The sequence below is a fragment of the Actinomadura sp. ATCC 39365 genome (genome assembly GCF_054392275.1).
In genome coordinates this window covers 10244800-10261943 of the sequence record NZ_CP184335.1, presented here as the reverse complement: position 1 = coordinate 10261943, position 17144 = coordinate 10244800, and the positions used below count along the sequence as shown (strand labels likewise).

The 17144-nt window shown below is 72.5% G+C and carries 16 protein-coding genes; 11 read left to right on the top strand and 5 right to left on the bottom strand.

Translation table 11 applies throughout. The features are described 5' to 3' along the window. The first annotated feature begins 22 nt into the window (after positions 1–22). Genes ACNF49_RS48970 through ACNF49_RS48955 form a run of 4 tightly spaced genes read left to right on the top strand, consistent with a single transcriptional unit; the run spans position 23 to position 4424 of the window. Complete coding sequence (locus tag ACNF49_RS48970) at positions 23–2104, top strand: beta-sandwich domain-containing protein (protein ID WP_357971144.1); 2082 nt, start codon at positions 23–25, stop codon at positions 2102–2104. Between the two features lie 4 nt (positions 2105–2108). Next, positions 2109–2879, top strand: a complete 771-nt coding sequence (locus tag ACNF49_RS48965; protein WP_482941972.1) for a hypothetical protein — start codon at positions 2109–2111, stop codon at positions 2877–2879. 58 nt (positions 2880–2937) lie between these two features. Next, positions 2938–3696, top strand: coding sequence for a hypothetical protein (locus ACNF49_RS48960; protein ID WP_357971146.1), 759 nt, complete (start codon positions 2938–2940; stop codon positions 3694–3696). Between the two features lie 35 nt (positions 3697–3731). Then, positions 3732–4424, top strand: coding sequence for a nucleotidyl transferase AbiEii/AbiGii toxin family protein (locus tag ACNF49_RS48955; protein WP_482941971.1), 693 nt, complete (start codon positions 3732–3734; stop codon positions 4422–4424). Here ACNF49_RS48955 and ACNF49_RS48950 read toward each other — a convergent pair. Together ACNF49_RS48950 and ACNF49_RS48945 are read right to left on the bottom strand one after the other, a co-directional pair. Further along, positions 4391–5188 (bottom strand): SGNH/GDSL hydrolase family protein, encoded by a 798-nt coding sequence (locus tag ACNF49_RS48950; RefSeq protein WP_482941970.1) that lies wholly within the window; start codon positions 5186–5188, stop codon positions 4391–4393. The genes ACNF49_RS48955 and ACNF49_RS48950 overlap by 34 nt on opposite strands. Continuing rightward, positions 5185–5760 carry a PadR family transcriptional regulator gene (locus ACNF49_RS48945; protein WP_482941969.1) on the bottom strand — a complete coding sequence of 192 codons (576 nt, stop codon included), beginning with the start codon at positions 5758–5760 and terminating at the stop codon, positions 5185–5187. The genes ACNF49_RS48950 and ACNF49_RS48945 overlap by 4 nt, the downstream gene beginning before the upstream one ends. A gap of 225 nt (positions 5761–5985) precedes the next feature. Here ACNF49_RS48945 and ACNF49_RS48940 point away from each other — a divergent pair, with 225 nt between their 5' ends. The 3 genes from ACNF49_RS48940 to ACNF49_RS48930 all read left to right on the top strand — a co-directional run bounded on the left by ACNF49_RS48940 (position 5986) and on the right by ACNF49_RS48930 (position 10488). Continuing rightward, complete coding sequence (locus ACNF49_RS48940; protein WP_482941968.1) at positions 5986–7692, top strand: ABC transporter ATP-binding protein; 1707 nt, start codon at positions 5986–5988, stop codon at positions 7690–7692. A gap of 244 nt (positions 7693–7936) precedes the next feature. Then, positions 7937–9586, top strand: a complete 1650-nt coding sequence (gene hutU / locus ACNF49_RS48935; protein WP_357971151.1) for a urocanate hydratase — start codon at positions 7937–7939, stop codon at positions 9584–9586. 68 nt (positions 9587–9654) lie between these two features. Then, positions 9655–10488: a MurR/RpiR family transcriptional regulator gene (locus tag ACNF49_RS48930; RefSeq protein ID WP_357971152.1), complete on the top strand. Its 834-nt coding sequence runs from the start codon at positions 9655–9657 to the stop codon at positions 10486–10488. Here the strand turns inward: ACNF49_RS48930 and ACNF49_RS48925 are convergent. Genes ACNF49_RS48925 through ACNF49_RS48915 form a run of 3 tightly spaced genes read right to left on the bottom strand, consistent with a single transcriptional unit; the run spans position 10468 to position 12709 of the window. Next, positions 10468–11217 carry an ABC transporter permease gene (locus tag ACNF49_RS48925; protein ID WP_357971153.1) on the bottom strand — a complete coding sequence of 250 codons (750 nt, stop codon included), beginning with the start codon at positions 11215–11217 and terminating at the stop codon, positions 10468–10470. The genes ACNF49_RS48930 and ACNF49_RS48925 overlap by 21 nt on opposite strands. Next, on the bottom strand, positions 11214–12167 hold the full coding sequence (locus ACNF49_RS48920; protein ID WP_482941967.1) for an ATP-binding cassette domain-containing protein: 954 nt from the start codon (positions 12165–12167) through the stop codon (positions 11214–11216). The genes ACNF49_RS48925 and ACNF49_RS48920 overlap by 4 nt, the downstream gene beginning before the upstream one ends. Positions 12168–12175: 8 nt before the next feature. Further along, positions 12176–12709 carry a PadR family transcriptional regulator gene (locus ACNF49_RS48915; RefSeq protein WP_357971155.1) on the bottom strand — a complete coding sequence of 178 codons (534 nt, stop codon included), beginning with the start codon at positions 12707–12709 and terminating at the stop codon, positions 12176–12178. A gap of 55 nt (positions 12710–12764) precedes the next feature. Between ACNF49_RS48915 and ACNF49_RS48910 the strand changes: the two genes are divergently transcribed. From ACNF49_RS48910 to hutI, 4 genes are read left to right on the top strand one after another with little or no spacing between them, the layout of a single operon-like run. After that, entirely contained in the window at positions 12765–13451 is a 687-nt protein-coding gene (locus tag ACNF49_RS48910; protein WP_482941966.1) for an SDR family oxidoreductase, read from the top strand. A gap of 33 nt (positions 13452–13484) precedes the next feature. Further along, the gene (locus ACNF49_RS48905) at positions 13485–14654 is read left to right on the top strand and encodes an allantoate amidohydrolase (RefSeq protein WP_357971157.1); all 1170 of its coding nucleotides are present in this window, start codon (positions 13485–13487) and stop codon (positions 14652–14654) included. Next, positions 14645–15967 carry a formimidoylglutamate deiminase gene (locus ACNF49_RS48900; RefSeq protein WP_357971158.1) on the top strand — a complete coding sequence of 441 codons (1323 nt, stop codon included), beginning with the start codon at positions 14645–14647 and terminating at the stop codon, positions 15965–15967. Before ACNF49_RS48905 ends, ACNF49_RS48900 begins: the two co-directional genes overlap by 10 nt. Next, positions 15964–17109, top strand: a complete 1146-nt coding sequence (gene hutI, locus ACNF49_RS48895; RefSeq protein WP_482941965.1) for an imidazolonepropionase — start codon at positions 15964–15966, stop codon at positions 17107–17109. The genes ACNF49_RS48900 and hutI overlap by 4 nt, the downstream gene beginning before the upstream one ends. Positions 17110–17144: the final 35 nt, after the last annotated feature.

The following is a 17144-nucleotide window of genomic DNA, read 5'->3' as shown; positions in this document are numbered from 1 at the left end:
GAAACACCCCCGGAGAGGAAACATGCGCCTTCAGTTAGTCGCGGCCCTGGTCGTGGCGGCCGGACTGGTCGCCACCCCCGCGGAAGCGGCCGCCGCCAGGAACTTCTTCGTCGACTGCCAGGCGCCGGACGGCGGCTCGGGGCGCAACGCCGCCGGGCCGCTGAACAGCCTGGACGCCGTCAACGCCGTCACCTTCCGCGAGAAGGACACGATCAGGTTCAGGGCGGGGACCGTCTGCGCCGGCCGGCTCGAACCCGTCGGTTCCGGCACGGCCGCGCACCCCGTCGTCTTCACCTCCTACGGCGAGGGCCCCAAGCCGATCATCCAGGGCGACGGCGGCGAATGGGCCGTCCACCTGGTGGACAACAGTTACGTGACGCTGGAGAAGCTGCACATCACCAACCCGGCGGCCACCACGGCCAAGCGGACCGGCGTGCAGTACAACTCCACGACCCCCGAGCCGAAGGCCGGGCTGGTCCTGCGGGACCTGGAGATCTCCGACGTCGCCGGCTGGGGCAACAAGACCGGGGCGAACGGCTCCTGGTTCTCCTACTCGGCGGGCATCAGCATCCAGGCACTGCCCGAGGGCAAGGTCGGCTACCTGGACGGCATCACGATCACCGGCAACTACGTGCACGACACGGGCGGCGGCGGCATCAAGATCAGCCGTAAGGGCACCGACTACCACCGGAACGTGCTCATCGCCCGCAACACCATCCGCGCGGTCGGCGGCGACGGCATCGTGGTGCACGCCTCGGACCGGCCGCTGGTGGAGCAGAACCTGTTCGACGAGGGCGGCGCCGGGAAATACCCGTACGTAGACGGAAATTTCGCGGGAATGTGGCCGATCAACTCTGTTGACCCGGTGTTTCAGTTCAACGAGGTGACCCGGCAGCGGCCCACCATCTTCGACTCCACCGCCTGGGACTGCGACGGCGGCATCAAGGGCTCGTGCGTCTACCAGTACAACTACTCGCACGACAACGCCGGCGGCTTCTACCTCGGCTGCCAGAGCTGCACCGAGTTCCCCAACTACAAGGCCACCGCCATCCTGCGGTTCAACATCGCCCAGGACGACTGCCGCATCGCGGGCAACGCCTCCGGTGACAACACGAGCCCGCTGTGGCTGTACAACAACACGTTCTTCTGCCCGTCGCAGAAGCTCGACGTGGCCGTGCCCACCGGGAACTCGAAGATCGTCAACAACATCTTCCACGCGCCGTCCGGCACGCTGCCCTCGGCCCCCGGCATCGGCTACGACTCCAACGTCTACCACGGCGGCGTGGCCGTACCGGCGGCCGACGCCCGCGCGGTGACGGCCGACCCCGGGCTCGCCGCCCCCGGCACCGCCGACGGCGCCGCCGACGTGGACGGCTACAAGCTGCTCGAAGGCTCGCCCGCGCTCGCGTCCGGCGCGGTCGTGGACGGCCTCGGCGACCGCGACTACTTCGGCAACCAGGTCGCCGGCACGGTCTCGCGCGGGGCCTACAACGGGCCCGCCACCGCGCCGGTCGTGTCCGGCTCGATCGAGGAGGCGTACAACAACGTCGCGGTCAGCTCCGACCTCAACCCGAACGTCGGCGGCTTCTCCACCAGCGGCCGCAGCTACTCCGGCCAGGCGCTGGAGAAGGCGGGCCTGACGCCGGGCCGGACGGTGAACGTGCTCGGCGCCGACTTCGTCTGGCACCCGCGCCCGTACGGCACGACGGACAACGTCAAGGCCGCCGGGCAGACGGTCGCGCTGTCCGGGCAGGGCGCCAGGCTGGTCCTGCTCGGAGCAGGTGGGCTGAAGGCGCGCGAGGGCGTGTTCAAGGTCACCTACACCGACGGGACGACCGAGGACAGGACCGTCAGGTTCGGCGACCAGTGGGACGCGACCGCGCCCGCCGGGGGCGTGCTCGTGGCCCGCGCCGAGTACCACAACATGACCCAGACCAGCTACAAGAACCCGGCCACCGGGCAGACGCGCGAGTCGGGCGTGTCGGTGTTCGGCTACGCGGTGCCGCTCGACGCGTCCAGGACGGTCGCCACGGTGACCTTCCCGGCGGGCAGCCCGCTGGCGAACGCGGGGTTCCACGTCTTCGACATGAAGATCGCGAGCTGACGCCATGACGAGCACCCCGGCTCCCGGCCGGCCGCGCCGGGCGTCCGGCCCTCGTCCGGGGTTCCCGGCGCGCGGGCGGGTCCTGTGGACGGCTCTCGCCCTGGCCGGGGTGCTCGTCGTCGGCATCGCGGTGCTGGGGAGGGAGGCCGGGGGCGGCGTACCCGCGCGGGCGGCGTCCGCGGGCGTGGCGGAGGTGCTCGGGATGCGTCCCGGGGACACGGTCGTCACGTTCGAGGGGGAGCCGGTGAGCGGGGCCGAGGTGCTCAGGGCGGCCGAGACCGTGCGCGCCGAGGTGATCTCCGAGTTCGCCGCCCAGGGGCTCGGCCCGGGTTTCTGGGACCGTCCCCGCGACGGCGTCACCCCGGCGCGGCGGCTCAGGGAGCGGGCGGTGCGGGCCGCCGTGCTGGACAAGGCGCGGCGGATCTGGGCCCGCGAGGCGGGCCTGCTCGCCGACGTCAGCGAGCAGGGATTTCAGCGCGAGCTGGCCGCCGAGAACGCCCGGCGCGCGCAGGCCGCGCGCTCCGGCCGCCCGATCCCGGGCGTGCCCTCCTACGACCAGTACACCTACGCGCAGGTGCGGGCCGCCGAGCTGGACTCGGCGCTCGGCAAGCTGCACGCGGCCACCCTCGACCTGTCCGAACGCCGCCTGCGCGACCGGTACGCCAGCACCGCGGCCCCCGGCGCGCCCCCTTTCGACCAGGTACGCGACAACCTCAGGCGGCAGCTCGTCATCGAGGGCTACGAACGGGCCCTCCAGGCGAGAGCCGCCTCATGAGCGCTCCCACGGCGGACATACAAGGCTGTTCCGGCTCGTACCATCGACTTCTAAGGTCATGGGGAACTGGTTCCAGAGCAACATCGTCACCACGGGACGGCTGCCGCTGTTCTGTTACTTCGTCACGCTCATCGTGGCGTTCATCGCCACCCGCATCAACGTCCGCCTGATCAGGGCCAAGGTCGGCTGGTTCCGCAACGTGAACGTGGGCGAGATGCACATCCACCACGTCGTGTTCGGCGTCGTGCTCATGCTCATCGGAGGCGTGACCGGGCTCATCGTCAACGGCGCCACGCAGGCCGGGCAGGTGGTCGCCGCCTGCGTGTTCGGCGTCGGCTCCGCCCTCGTGCTGGACGAGTTCGCGCTGATCCTGCACCTCCACGACGTCTACTGGGAGGAGGAGGGGCGCACCTCGGTGGACGCGGTCTTCATCGCCGTCGCCGTGACCGGCCTGCTCCTCATCGGCCTGCGCCCCCTGACCTGGGACTACGGCACGCCCGTCAACCCGGCGGCGCTGATCGTGGCCAACCTCGCGCTGGCGGTGATCACGCTGCTCAAGGGCAAGATCTGGACCGGGATGGCGGGGCTGTTCCTGCCCTTACTGCTCCTGGTGGGCGCCGTGCGCCTGGCCCGGCCCGGCTCGCCGTGGGCCCGCTGGTTCTTCCGCGGCGGACGCTCGCCCCGCAAGCTGGCCACCGCCGTCCACCGTGAGGAACGCTGGCGGCGGCCGGTCATCAGGGCCAAGATCGCGTTCCAGGAGTTCCTGTCGGGGCGGCACGACCTGCCCTCCAGCCGGCGCGGCCGTCGGCATACTTGACCCATGACACCGCTCGCGCCCCCCGCCGCGCTCTGATGCGCTTACCGCCGTTCCCCGAGCGCCTGCTGCGGGCCCTGTCGCCGGCCGGCGAGCGGCACGGGCTGCTGCTGGCCGGCGGTCACGCGCTGCGGGTCCACGGCTTCACCGACCGCCTGGTCGACGGCCTCGACCTGGTGACCGCCGCCGAACGGCCGCTGCCGTCCGCCGCCGGCGACGTCGTGGCCGCGTTGCGTGCCGGCGGGCTGGTCGCGGAGGTCGCCGAGAGCACCGCGTGGGCGGCCCGCCTGACCGTCACGGACCCGTCCACCGGGCACGACGCCGAGATCGCCCTGACCCGCGAGGCGCTGCGCGAGCCGCCGGTCGTGTGCGACGGCCTGCCGGTGGCGGCCCCGGCGGACGTGATCGGGCTGCGGGTGCGCGACCTGCACGAGAGAGGGCTGCCCGCCGACGTCGCCGACGCGGCCTCGGCGGCGCACGCGTTCTCCTTCCGCGACCTCGAACGCCTCGCCGCCGTCCACCTCGACGACTTCTCGCCGCAGGAACTGCTCATGCGGCTGGAGTTCGTCGAGCTGATGAGCGACGAACGCTTCGAGGCCCACGGCCTGGACGAACGGCACATCGAGGACATCCGCGCCTTCGCCCGGGAATGGACCGAGGACATCAAGCTGCGCAGGGCCGACGACGGCGACGCCGACTACGACGACCCCGACCTGCCCGAGGTCGACTGATCCGGCACCGGCGCGAGCACCGGGCGCTTGCACACCCGGCCGTCGCCCGACGAGCGGCCCCGCAGGCGCCGGGCGATCCACGGGCCGGCGAACGAGCCCAGCCAGCGTGCCTCCGCCGCCGCCGTACGCAGGCGGCCGGGCGGTGGCAGCACGGGGAGCGGCAGGTTCCAGCTGTCGTCGCTGCCGGGCAGCTCCAGCGCGTACGCCACCGACGCGGCGAACCTGGCGTGCCCCGCCGGGCTGGCGTGCAGCCGGTCGGGGCTCCACAACCGCGCGTCCGTCACCGCCGTGTCGGGGAAGGTGTCCACCAGCGTCACGCCGTGCCGGGCGGCGGCCTCGCGGACGCGGGCGTTGAGGTCGAGCACGCGCGGCAGCAGCGGCCTGGCCAGCGGCGCGATCCTGCCGATGTCGGGGAACGTGACCGTCACCACCCGCGCGCCCGCTCCGGTCAGCGCCGCGAACATGTGCTCCAGGTCGGCCGCGACGGCGGCGGCGTCGAAACCGGGACGGATGATGTCGTTCATGCCCGCCATGACCGTGGCCAGGTTGGGACGGAGCTCCAGCGCGACGGGAAGCTGCTCGGCGCGGATCTGGGCGGCCACCCGGCCGCGCACCGCGAGGTTGGCGTAGAGCAGGCCGGGATTGCCGCCGGCCGGGTGCTCGGCGAGCCGGTCGGCCCAGCCGCGGTGGCCGAGGACGTCGTCGCCGTCGCCGAGGCCCTCGGTCTGGCTGTCGCCGAGCGCGACGTAACGGGTGTAGGTCACGGGTTCTCCTCAGGGATGCGGGCGGCGCGCTCGCCGAGCGTCCGGGCGGTGCTCAGGCACCAGTCGCGCATCTCCCGCTCCAGGCGGCAGCCCGCCAGGCAGGACAGGTACGGGCCGACCCGCTCGCCCTCGCGCAGGAACGACTCCTCGTCGCGGTCGCCGCGCAGGCGCCGCAGGGTCTTCTCGAAGAACGCGAGCTTGGCGGCGGCCTCCCCGGCGCGGTCGAGGAGCTGGGCGATCAGCGGCGCCGGGTCGAGCCGGTCGGCGGCGTGGACCTTGACGGCCAGGTCGTCGCGGAGCAGCAACGGTTTGGCCGGGGCCGCGGCGAAGGCGGCCAGCTCGTCCAGACCGGCCGCGGTGACCGAGAACAGCCGTTTGTTCGGACGGCCGCGCTGGACCACCTCCCGGCCGGTGACCAGGCCGTCGGCCTCCAGCCTGGTCAGCTCGGCGTAGAGCTGCTGGGGGGCGGCGTACCAGAAGTTGGAGACGCCCACGTCGAAGATCTTGGTGAGCTGGTAGCCGCTGTACTCGCCGTCGAGCAGCGCCGCCAGCACGGCATGCCGCAACGCCATCAGCGATGCTCAAGAACATGACTACTCATGGACATGACTATAGGGCCGCCGCCGATCCCGGTGCCAGAGGGGGGCGATCGCCCGTGCGCCTCCTCCCCAAGGAGGAGGCGTCAACGAAAGTTGACATACTTTGGTCGTCAATCTAAGTTGACCCTGGCGCGGCGGTGCGGATCGCGCTGCGCCGTTCGTTGGGAAATTTCGAGAAATGTCGTGAGGGGAGTTGGGGTGCTCAAAGAGCTGCTGGCCTACATCCGGCCGCACCGGAAAGTCCTGATCGCGGGCGGTCTGCTCGGGTTGATCGGCTCGGTGGCGGGGCTCGCGATGCCCCTGCTGGCCAAGTACGTCGTGGACGCCTTCGGCGAGGACCAGTCGCTGGCCGCGCCGCTGTTAGGGCTGACCGTGGCGGTGCTCGTCGGAGCCGTCGTCTCGGCCGGGGGCAACTACCTGATGGAACGCACCGGCGAGGGCGTCGTGCTGGGCGCCCGGCGCAGGCTCGTCGACCGGATGCTCCGGCTCAGGGTCGCCGACGTCGACCGGCTCAAGCCCGGCGACCTGATGTCGCGGGTGACGAGCGACACGACGCTGCTGCGCGCGGTGCTGACCAACGGGATCGTGGAGTCGATCAGCGCGGTCTTCATGCTGGTCGGCGCGATCGTCATGATGGCCACCATGGACGGCGTGCTGCTGCTGGTCACGCTGCTCGTGGTGGTGGTGATCGGCGGCCTGGTCGCGCTCATCATGCCGCGGATCCAGCGGGCGCAGACGCAGGCCCAGGAGGCCGTCGGCGAGATGGGGGCCGTGCTGGACCGGGCGCTGCAGGCATACCGGACGGTCAAGGCCAGCGGCGCGGAGGAGCGGGAGATCGCGGTCGTGGGGGAGGCGGCCGAGCGCGCCCGCGACCGCGGGCTGCAGGTGGCCGGCTGGACGTCGCTGGCCGGCGTGGCCACCTGGATGGCCGTGCAGATCGCCTTCCTGTGCGTGCTGGCCGTCGGCGGGTCGCGGGTCGCGTCGGGCGTGCTGGAGGTCTCGTCCCTGATCGCGTTCCTGCTCTACCTGTTCTACCTGGTGCCGCCGATCGGGCAGCTCGTCCAGGGTGCCGTCCAGCTCCAGAACGGGCTGGCCGCGATGCGGCGCATCAAGGAGATCGAGGACCTGCCCGGCGAGCCGGTCAGCGCCGCCGTCCCGGCCGGGAGCACGCCGGTGGGCCTGCGGTTCGAGGACGTCGTCTTCCGGTACGGCGACGACCGTCCCGCCGTGCACGACGGCGTCACCTTCGAGGTGCCCGCGGGCGGGCTCACGGCGTTGGTCGGGCCGTCGGGCGCGGGCAAGTCCACGGTGTTCGCCCTGCTCGAACGCTTCTACGAGCACCAGGACGGCCTGATCTCCATCGGCGGCCGGGACATCCGTGACTGGCCGCTCGGCGAGCTTCGGGGCGCGCTCGGCTACGTCGAGCAGGACGCCCCCGTCCTGGCCGGCACGCTGCGCGAGAACCTGCTCTTCGCCGCCCAGGACGCCACCGAGGACGAGCTGCGCCGCGCCGTCACCCGCACCCGGCTCGACGACCTGGTCGCCCGGCTGCCCGAAGGGCTCGACACGGCGGTGGGTCACCGCGGGGTGCTGCTGTCCGGCGGCGAGCGGCAGCGGGTCGCCATCGCCAGGGCGCTGCTGCGCAGGCCCAGGCTGCTGCTGCTCGACGAGGCCACGTCCCAGCTCGACGCGGTCAACGAGCTGCGGCTGCGCGAGGTCATCGCCGAGGTGGCGGCCGAGACGACCGTGCTGGTCATCGCCCACCGGCTGTCCACCGTGACGAACGCCGACCGGATCGTGGTGATGGAGGCGGGCGGCGTACGGGCGGTCGGCACCCACGCCGAACTCGTCGCGGGCGACGACCTCTACCGCGAACTCGCCGCCACCCAGTTCCTGGTGAGCTGAAGGCCGCAAAGTGGTCCGCTGGGCGTTTTGGGACCGTAGGCGCAGGCTTCGCCTGTTGCCTGCGGTGGTCCGCTGGGCGTTTTGGGACCGTAGGCGCAGGCTTCGCCTGCTGCCTACGGTGGTCCGCTGGGCGTTTTGGGACCGTAGGCGCAGGCTTCGCCTGCTGCCTGCGGTGGACCGCTGGACGCGGTCCACCGTAGTCTTCGGGTGACAAAGGTGAATGTGTTCATTCAGGAGGGTCACCATGAGCCGCAGCGTGCGCGCACCGCGAGGCACTACGATCACCGCGAAGGGGTGGCCGCAGGAGGCGGCGCTCCGCATGCTCCAGAACAACCTGGACCCCGAGGTCGCCGAGCACCCCGAGCAGCTGGTCGTCTACGGCGGCTCCGGCAGGGCCGCCCGCGACTGGCCCTCCTTCGACGCCATGGTCAGGACCCTGACCACCCTGGAGGGCGACGAGACGCTGCTGGTCCAGTCGGGCCGCCCGGTGGGCGTCTTCCGCACCCACGAATGGGCCCCCCGGGTGCTCATCGCCAACTCCAACCTGGTCCCCGACTGGGCCAACTGGGAGGAGTTCCGCCGCCTGGAGGCGGCCGGCCTCACCATGTACGGCCAGATGACCGCCGGTTCGTGGATCTACATCGGCACCCAGGGCATCCTCCAGGGCACCTACGAGACGTTCGCCGCGGTCGCCGCGAAGCGGTTCGGCGGCACGCTGGCCGGCACGATCACCCTCACGGCCGGCCTCGGCGGCATGGGCGGCGCCCAGCCGCTGGCCGTCACCATGAACGGCGGCGTCGCGATCTGCATCGACTGCGACCCCCGCTCGGTCACCCGCCGCATCGAGCACCGCTACCTCGACGTGCAGGCGGCCTCCCTGGAGGAGGCGCTGCGGCTGGCCTACGAGGCCCGCGACGCGCGCCGCCCGCTGTCCATCGGCGTCGTGGCCAACGCCGCCGAGGCCCTGCCCGAGCTGCTGGCCGCGGGCGCCGAGATCGACATCGTCACCGACCAGACCTCGGCGCACGACCCGCTGATGTACCTGCCGGTCGGCGTCGCCTTCGAGGACATGGGCGCCGAACGCGACAAGGACCCGGCCGGCTTCACCGAGCGCGCGCGCACGTCGATGGCCCGGCACGTCGAGGCCATGGTCGGCTTCAAGGACGCCGGGTCCGAGGTGTTCGACTACGGCAACTCCATCCGCGGGGAGGCCCAGCTCGCCGGGTACACGCGGGCCTTCGACTTCCCCGGGTTCGTGCCGGCGTACATCAGGCCGCTGTTCTGCGAGGGCAAGGGGCCGTTCCGGTGGGCCGCGCTGAGCGGCGACCCGGCCGACATCGCCGCGACCGACCGCGCGATCCTGGAGCTGTTCCCCGACAACGAGCCGCTGGCCAGGTGGATCGCGCAGGCCGGCGAGAAGGTGCACTTCCAGGGGCTGCCCGCGCGCATCTGCTGGCTCGGCTACGGCGAGCGCAACGTCGCGGGCGAGCGGTTCAACGACATGGTGGCCTCCGGCGAGCTCCAGGCGCCGATCGTGATCGGCCGTGACCACCTGGACAGCGGGTCGGTGGCCTCGCCGTACCGGGAGACCGAGGCCATGGCCGACGGCTCGGACGCCATCGCCGACTGGCCGCTGCTCAACGCCATGCTCAACACCGCCTCCGGCGCGGCCTGGGTGTCCATCCACCACGGCGGCGGCGTGGGGATCGGCCGGTCCATCCACGCCGGGCAGGTCACGGTCGCCGACGGCACCGCGCTGGCCGGGGAGAAGCTCAACCGCGTCCTCACCAACGACCCCGGCACGGGCGTGATGCGGCACGTCGACGCGGGTTACGAGGAGGCCGCCGAGGTGGCCGAGGCCCGTGGCGTGCGCATCCCCATGCGCGAGTCCTGACCCCGCCGTCGCCGTCCCCCGCCCGGCGCGGGGGATGAGAATGCCGGTGGAGGAGTGTTGGAGGTGGCGTGGCTGACGGATATCACGGTGGACTCGGCGTGCTGCTCGACGGCCGGAGGTTGTCGCCGGTGCAGCGCAGGATCGCCCACTACCTGGGCGAGCACCTCGACGAGGCGATCTTCCTGTCCAGCGTCGAGCTGGCCGAGCGGGCCGGGGTCAGCCAGCCGTCGGTGACCAGGTTCGCCATGGTGCTCGGCTTCGCCGGCTATCCCGAGCTGCGCCAGGCGCTGCGCCCGCTGGTGCTCGGCGGCGGCGTGGTCGCGCCCCAGGAGAGCCTGCTGCGCAACGCGATCGACAGCGAGATCCGCAACCTCGCCGTCGTCCGCGAGCGGCTGGCCGCCCTCCCGCTCAAGGAGCTGGGCGAGCAGCTCGCCGCCACCGAGCCGCTGCCGGTGCTGGGCCTGCGGGTCTCCTGCGGCCTGGCCACCACCTTCGCCTACTACGCCAGGCGCATCCATCCCGACGTACGCCTGCTCACCCATGGCGGCTCCGAGCTGGTCGAGGGGCTGCACGCGGCGCGGCGGGCGGGCGCGGAGTGGGTGGTGGCGGTGGTGCTCCCGCGTTATCCGGCCGAGGTCGTGCAGGCGCTGGAGTACGCCGGGAAGCTCGGCCTGCGCGTCGCCGCCATCACCGACAAAGCGGACTTCCCGGCCGAGGTCGTGCTCGACGGCCCGGTCGGGGACCGCCTGGTGTTCGACTCCCACGCGGCCCCCCTTGCCCTCGCCATGGCCCTGGTCGAGGCCATGGCCGACGCCGCCCCGCTGCGTACCAGGGCCAGGCTGGAGGAGTACGAGCGGATGACCGACGAGGCCGGCACGTTCCTACCCGGCGATCCTGCGTAGCGACCGCATCGACCAGATCGTCGTGAGCACCGCGAGCACGATGAACAGCGCGAACGCGATCGGGATCGACGGGTCGCCGAGCCGCCCGGCGAACAGCGCCCGCCCGGCCTCGACCGCGTGGTAGAGCGGGTTGACCGGCGCGATCGCCCGCATCCAGCCGGGCGCGAACGCGATCGGGATGAACAGCCCGGCCAGCAGCATGATCGGCAACATGAACAGGTTGAGCGTCTGCGACATGCCGTTCTCGTCGCGCACGGTCAGCGCCAGCCCCTGTGACAGCCCGGAGGCGAACAGCCCGGTGGCCGCCATGAGCGCCAGCACCAGCACCAGCTCGACGCCGCCGATGCGCACGCCCATGGCCACGGCCACGACCAGCACCAGGACCGCCTGGCACACCAGCACGACCATGTCCTTGGCCACCCGCCCGAGCACGATGGCCGGCCGCCAGGCGGGGCTGACGGCGTACCGTTCGAGCGAGCCGTTGCGCAGTTCGGCGATCAGGCCGAACCCGGAGAACAGCGAGCCGAACACGGCGATCATCATCATCGACGCGGGCGTGAACATGCGCAGGGCGTCGACCGTGCTGCGGCCCGGCGTCAGGTCCTTGAGCAGCGGCGCGAACATCAGCAGGTAGAGCACCGGCTGCAGGATGCCGAACAGCGGCCAGACCGGGTTGCTGAAGGACTTCTTCAGCTCGTAGCCGGTGAACAGGGCGATGTGGCGGATCATGCGGCGGCTCCGGTGTCGCGCAGGGACCGGCCGGTCTTGGCCAGGAAGACGTCGTCGAGCGTGGAGCGGTCGAGCGCGATCGAGCGCAGGCCGATGCCCTGCTCCTCGAGGACGCGCAGCAGCGCGGGCAGCGTGTGCTCGCCGTCGTCGACGTAGACGCGCAGGGCGTCCTCGTCCAGGCGGACCTCGCGGGCCAGGGGCCTGAGCGCCTCGGCGGCCCGCTCGGGCTCGGCCAGCCGCAGCGTGACGACGTCGCCGGAGACCTCGCGCTTGAGCTCGCCGGGCGTGCCCTCGGCGACGATGCGTCCGTGGTCGACGATCACCAGCCGGTCGCAGAGCGCGTCGGCCTCGTCGAGGTAGTGGGTGCTGAGCAGCACGCTCGTGCCGGCCTCGCGGAGCTGCCTGATGCGGTCCCAGAGGTTCGCGCGGTTCTGCGGGTCGAGGCCGGTGGTGGGCTCGTCGAGGAAGAGCAGCGGCGGGGCGTGCACCAGCCCCAGCGCGATGGCCACCCGCCGCTTCTGGCCGCCGGAGAGCGTACGGCCGGGCCGGTCGGCCATGTCGGAGAGGTCGAAGCGGTCGAGCACGTCGGCCGTCGCCTGCTTCGGGTCGGCCACGCCGTGGATCTTCGCGGCCATCATGATCTGGGCGCGGGCGCTCGTGGTGTCCTCCACGCCGCCCGCCTGGCTGACGTAGCCGAGCCGGCGGCGCACGGCCTGGGGCTCCTTGCGCAGGTCGTGGCCGGCGACGACGGCGGTGCCGGAGTCGGGCGTGATCAGCGTGGCCAGCATGCGGATCGTCGTGGTCTTGCCGGCGCCGTTGGGGCCGAGCACGCCGAAGATCTCGCCCTTCTCCACGTCGAGGTCGATGCCGCGCACGGCCTCGACGGTCTGCGAGCCCTTGCGGCTCCTGGTGGTGAACGTCTTGCGTAACTCACGTGCCTCAATGATCATTTTTCTCCTCAGGGCAGTTCGTCCTTCTCGACCCGGCCGATCGCGCCTTCGACCCAGTCGAGCTGGGCTTGGAGCATGGCCTGGGTCAGGCGGAGGTTCTCGTCGAGGTGCCGGGGCTCGCCGTAGCGCTGCTTGGTGCCGTAGGCGTGGTCGATGGTCTCGATGTTCAGTCGCAGTTGCCGGATCCTGCCATGCAGGGCGTCGAGAATCTCCTGTTTCTCCAGCCGGTTCATGAACGTCAGCGCGACCTGGAAGGGGTCGACGACGGGTCTCACCTCGGACCAGCCGTGCATGAGCAGCCGGTGGAACTCGTAGCGGCCGGCCTCGGTCAGCTCGTAGACGACCTTGCCGCCCTTGCCGGCCTCGACGACCATGAGCAGCCCCTCGTCGGCCATCTTGCCCAGGCCGTGGTAGATCGACCCGAAGGCGACGTTGGCCCAGGTGTCGGCGCCCATCATCTCCAGCCGGCGGCGTACGCCGTAGCCGTTCATGGGGCCGTCGAGCAGGGAACCGAGGATCAGGATGCGCGTGGACGCCGACATGTGCTCAAGTTTGTACTCAAATTTGAATGCTCGTCAAGGTCATAAACTCGGCCCCATGACTGAACGACCGACTGCGCTGGTCACCGGCGCTTCCCGCGGTGTGGGCGAGGCCGTGGCGCGGGCGCTGGGCCCCACGCATCACGTCATCCTCGGCGGCAGGGACGAGTCCGCGCTCGCCAAGTTGGCGGGCGAGCTGCCCGACGCGCGGTCCTGGCCCGTCGAGCTGACCCGGCTCACCGAGGCCGACGTCAGCGGCGTCGAACGGCTCGACGTGCTCGTGCACAGCGCCGGGATCGCGCTGCTCGGCCGGATCGCCGACCAGCCCGTCGGCAACTGGCGCACGACCATGGAGCTCAACGTCGTCGCGGTCGCCGAGCTGACCCGGCTGCTGCTGCCCGCGCTGCGCCACGCCCGGGGGCACGTCGTCTGCGTGAACTCCGGCGCGGGGCAGCGGGCCAACCCCGATTGGGCCTCGTACGCGGCCAGCAAGTTCGCCCTGCGCGCCTTCGCCGACGCGCTGCGCCTGGAGGAGCCCGAGCTGCGGGTCACCACCGTCTATCCGGGCCGGGTGGCCACCGACATGCAGCGCGGCGTACGCGAGCAGGAGGGCGGCGCGTACGAACCGGACAAGTACCTCACTCCGCAGAGCGTCGCGCGGGCCGTGCTCGCCACGATCAACGCCGGACCCGACGCCCACCTCACCGAACTGACCATCAGACCGAGCGCGGGCCCGGCCAGCTGACAATTGAATGGATCCATTCACTACAGTGGACCCATGCTTGAACCACTCGCGCACATAGGACGAGATCCCCGCTCCGGCGGATACGTGAGAGACGCCTGGTCGGCCGCCGACATGGAGCTACGCGGGTGGTTCGCGGGCGAGGCCGCGCGCCGCGGGCTCGACCTGCGGGAAGACCGCAACGGCAACCTCTGGGCCTGGTGGGGCGACCCGTCGCGCCGGCCCGGCGTGGTCACCGGCAGCCACCTCGACTCCGTGCGCCACGGCGGCGCCTACGACGGCCCGCTCGGCGTGGTGTCCGCCTTCGCCGCCGTCGACCTGCTGCGCGAACGGCAGGTCACGCCGGGCCGGCCGATCGGCGTCGCCTGCTTCACCGACGAGGAGGGGGCCAGGTTCGGCGTGCCGTGCATGGGCTCCCGGCTGCTCACCGGCGCGCTCACGCCGGAACGCGCGCTCGCGCTCACCGACGACGAGGGCGACACGCTGGCCGACGTCATGGCGCGGGCCGGCCGCAAGCCGGAGACCGTGGGCCCCGACGCCGAGACCCTGGCCACCGTCGGCACGTTCGTCGAGCTCCACGTCGAGCAGGGCCGCGGCCTGGTGCACGAGGGCCGCCCGGTGGGCGTGGCCAGCGCCATCTGGCCGCACGGCCGGTGGCGGTTCGACTTCCACGGCAGGGCCGACCACGCGGGCACCACCCGGCTGGCCGACCGCGACGACCCGATGCTGCCCTTCGCCCGCCTGGTGCTGGCCGCCCGCGAGGCGGCCGAGCGGCACGACGTGGTGGCCACGGTCGGCAAGACCCGCGTCTCGCCCGGCAACGCCAACGCCGTCCCCGGTCTGGTCACGGCCTGGCTGGACGCCCGAGGCCCGGCGGAGCCCGCGGTCCGCGCCCTGGTCGGGGAGCTCTCCGCGGCGGCCGGCGCGGACGTGCGCGAGGAGTCGTGGACCCCCGAGGTCGCCTTCGGCGCGGCGCTGAGGGACCGGCTGGCCCGCGTGGCGGGCGGCGACACGCCCGCGCCGATCCTGCCGACCGGAGCGGGCCACGACGCCGGAATCCTGGCCACGGCGGGCGTCCCGAGCGCGATGTTGTTCGTACGCAACCCCACCGGCGTGTCCCATTCCCCCGAGGAGCACGCCGACCAGGCAGACTGCCATGCGGGAGTGGTGGCACTCGCGGACGTGCTGGAGGATCTGTGTCGCTGACCTACTGGTGCGAGCAGGCCTGGTTGCCCGACGGGGTCGCCCACGGCGTCCTCATCGAGGTCGAGGGCGCCCGGATCGCCAGGATCGGGCGGGGCGAGCCCGGCTCGGCCGAGCGGCTGTCCGGCCTGACCATCCCCGGCCTGGCCAACGCCCATTCCCACGCCTTCCACCGGGCCCTGCGCGGCGCCACCCAGCGCGGCAAGGGCGACTTCTGGACCTGGCGCGACCAGATGTACGAGGTCGCGGGCAAGCTCGACCCCGACACCTACTTCCAGCTCGCCAGGGCCGTCTACGCCGAGATGGCGCTGGCCGGGGTGACCTGCGTGGGCGAGTTCCACTACCTGCACCACGGCCCCGGCGGCCGCCCGTACGAGGACCGGAACGTGATGAGCCACGCGCTCGTCCAGGCCGCGCGCGAGGCCGGGCTGCGCATCACGCTGCTCGACACCTGCTACCTGTCCGGCGGCATCGGCGTGCCGCTGTCGGGCACCCAGCTGCGCTTCAGCGACGGCAGCGCCGACGGCTGGGCGGCCAGGGCCGACGAGCTGGCCGCCGCCTACGAGGGGCAGCACGACGTGGAGATCGGGGCCGCCGTCCACTCCGTGCGCGCGGTGCCGCCCGACCAGATGCCGGTGGTGGCCGAGTTCTCCCACCGGCACGGCGCCCCGCTGCACGCGCACGTCTCCGAGCAGCGCGCCGAGAACGCCGCCTGCGCCGAGACGTACGCCGCCACGCCGGTCCAGATCCTGCACGAGCGCGGCGTGCTGGGCCCGCGCTCGACCGCGGTGCACGCCACCCATCTGACCGACTCCGACGTGGAGCTGCTCGGCCAGTCGGGCACGTACATCTGCATGTGCCCCACCACCGAGCGCGACCTCGCCGACGGCGTCGGCCCGGCCAGGGCGGCGGCCGACCGCGGCACCCCGATCACGCTGGGCTCCGACGGCCACGCCGTGATCGACCTGTTCGAGGAGGCCCGCGCGGTCGAGCTCGACGAGCGGCTGACCAGCGAGCGGCGCGGCCACTGGAGCGCCGCCGACCTGCTCACCGCCGCCACCGGCGCCGGGCACACCTCGCTCGGCTTCGCCGACGCCGGCCGGCTCATCCCCGGGGCGTGGGCCGACCTGGTGTCGGTCCGCCTCGACTCGGTGCGCACGGCGGGCATCGGCGGGCTGGAGGCCGTGGTGTTCGCGGCCACGGCCTCCGACGTGCACTCGGTGGTCTCCGGCGGCCGCCGGGTGGTCGCGCAGGGCCGTCACGAGCTGGGCGACGTCGGGCACATGCTCTCCGAGGCGATAGGAAAGGTGCGATGACCACCACGCTGATCGACGGGATCGGGCTGCTCTACACCGGCGACCCCGAGCGCGAGGAGATCACCGACGCGGCGCTGGTCGTCGAGGACGGCCTGGTGGCCTGGGTCGGCCCCGCCGCCCGGGCGCCCGCCGCCGACGAGCGCCTGCACGCCGGTGGCCGGGCCGTGCTGCCCGGGTTCGTGGACAGCCACGCCCACCTGGTGTTCGCCGGCGACCGTACGGCCGAGTTCCAGGCCCGCATGTCGGGGCAGCCGTACACCGGCGGGGGCATCAGGACGACCGTCGCCGCCACCCGCGCGGCGAGCGACGCCGACCTGGCCACGCACGCGCGCGCCCTGGTGGAGGAGATGCTCGCGCAGGGCACCACCACCGTGGAGATCAAGAGCGGCTACGGGCTCTCCGCCGAGCACGAGCGCCGCTCGCTGGAGATCGCCACCACCCTCACCGACGAGACGACCTACCTGGGCGCGCACGTCGTCCCCGAGGGCGCCGACGCCGACGACTACGTCCGGCTGGTGACGGGCGAGATGCTCGACGCCTGCGCCCCCTACGCCAAATGGGTCGACGTCTTCTGCGAGCGCGGTGCGTTCGACGGCGACCAGACCAGGGAGATCCTGAACGCCGGGATCAAGGCCGGGCTCCAGCCCCGGGTGCACGCCAACCAGCTCACCGAGGGGCCCGGCGTGCGCATCGCCTGCGAGCTGGGCGCGGCCTCGGCCGACCACTGCACCCACCTGTCGGCGGCCGACGTCGACGCCCTCGCATCGAGCGGGACGGTGGCGACGCTGCTGCCGGGGGCCGAGTTCTCCACGCGCTCGCCCTATCCCGACGCCCGGCGGCTCCTCGACGCGGGCGTCACGGTCGCGCTGGCCACCGACTGCAACCCGGGCTCGTCGTTCACCTCGTCCATGCCGTTCTGCGTGGCGCTGGCGGTGCGCGAGATGGGGATGACGCCGCTGGAGGCGGTGCGCGCGGCCACGTACGGCGGGGCCCGCGCGCTGCGCCGCACGGACGTAGGGTGGCTGCGGCAGGGGGCCAGGGCGGACCTGGTCGTGCTCGACGCCCCCTCCTATGTCCACCTGGCGTACCGACCCGGTGTTCCCCTTGTCCACCAGGTGTTTCAGGCCGGTCTCCTCCTTTAGGAGGACGTCCAAGACCCTCCCTCTGACGTAGCTGT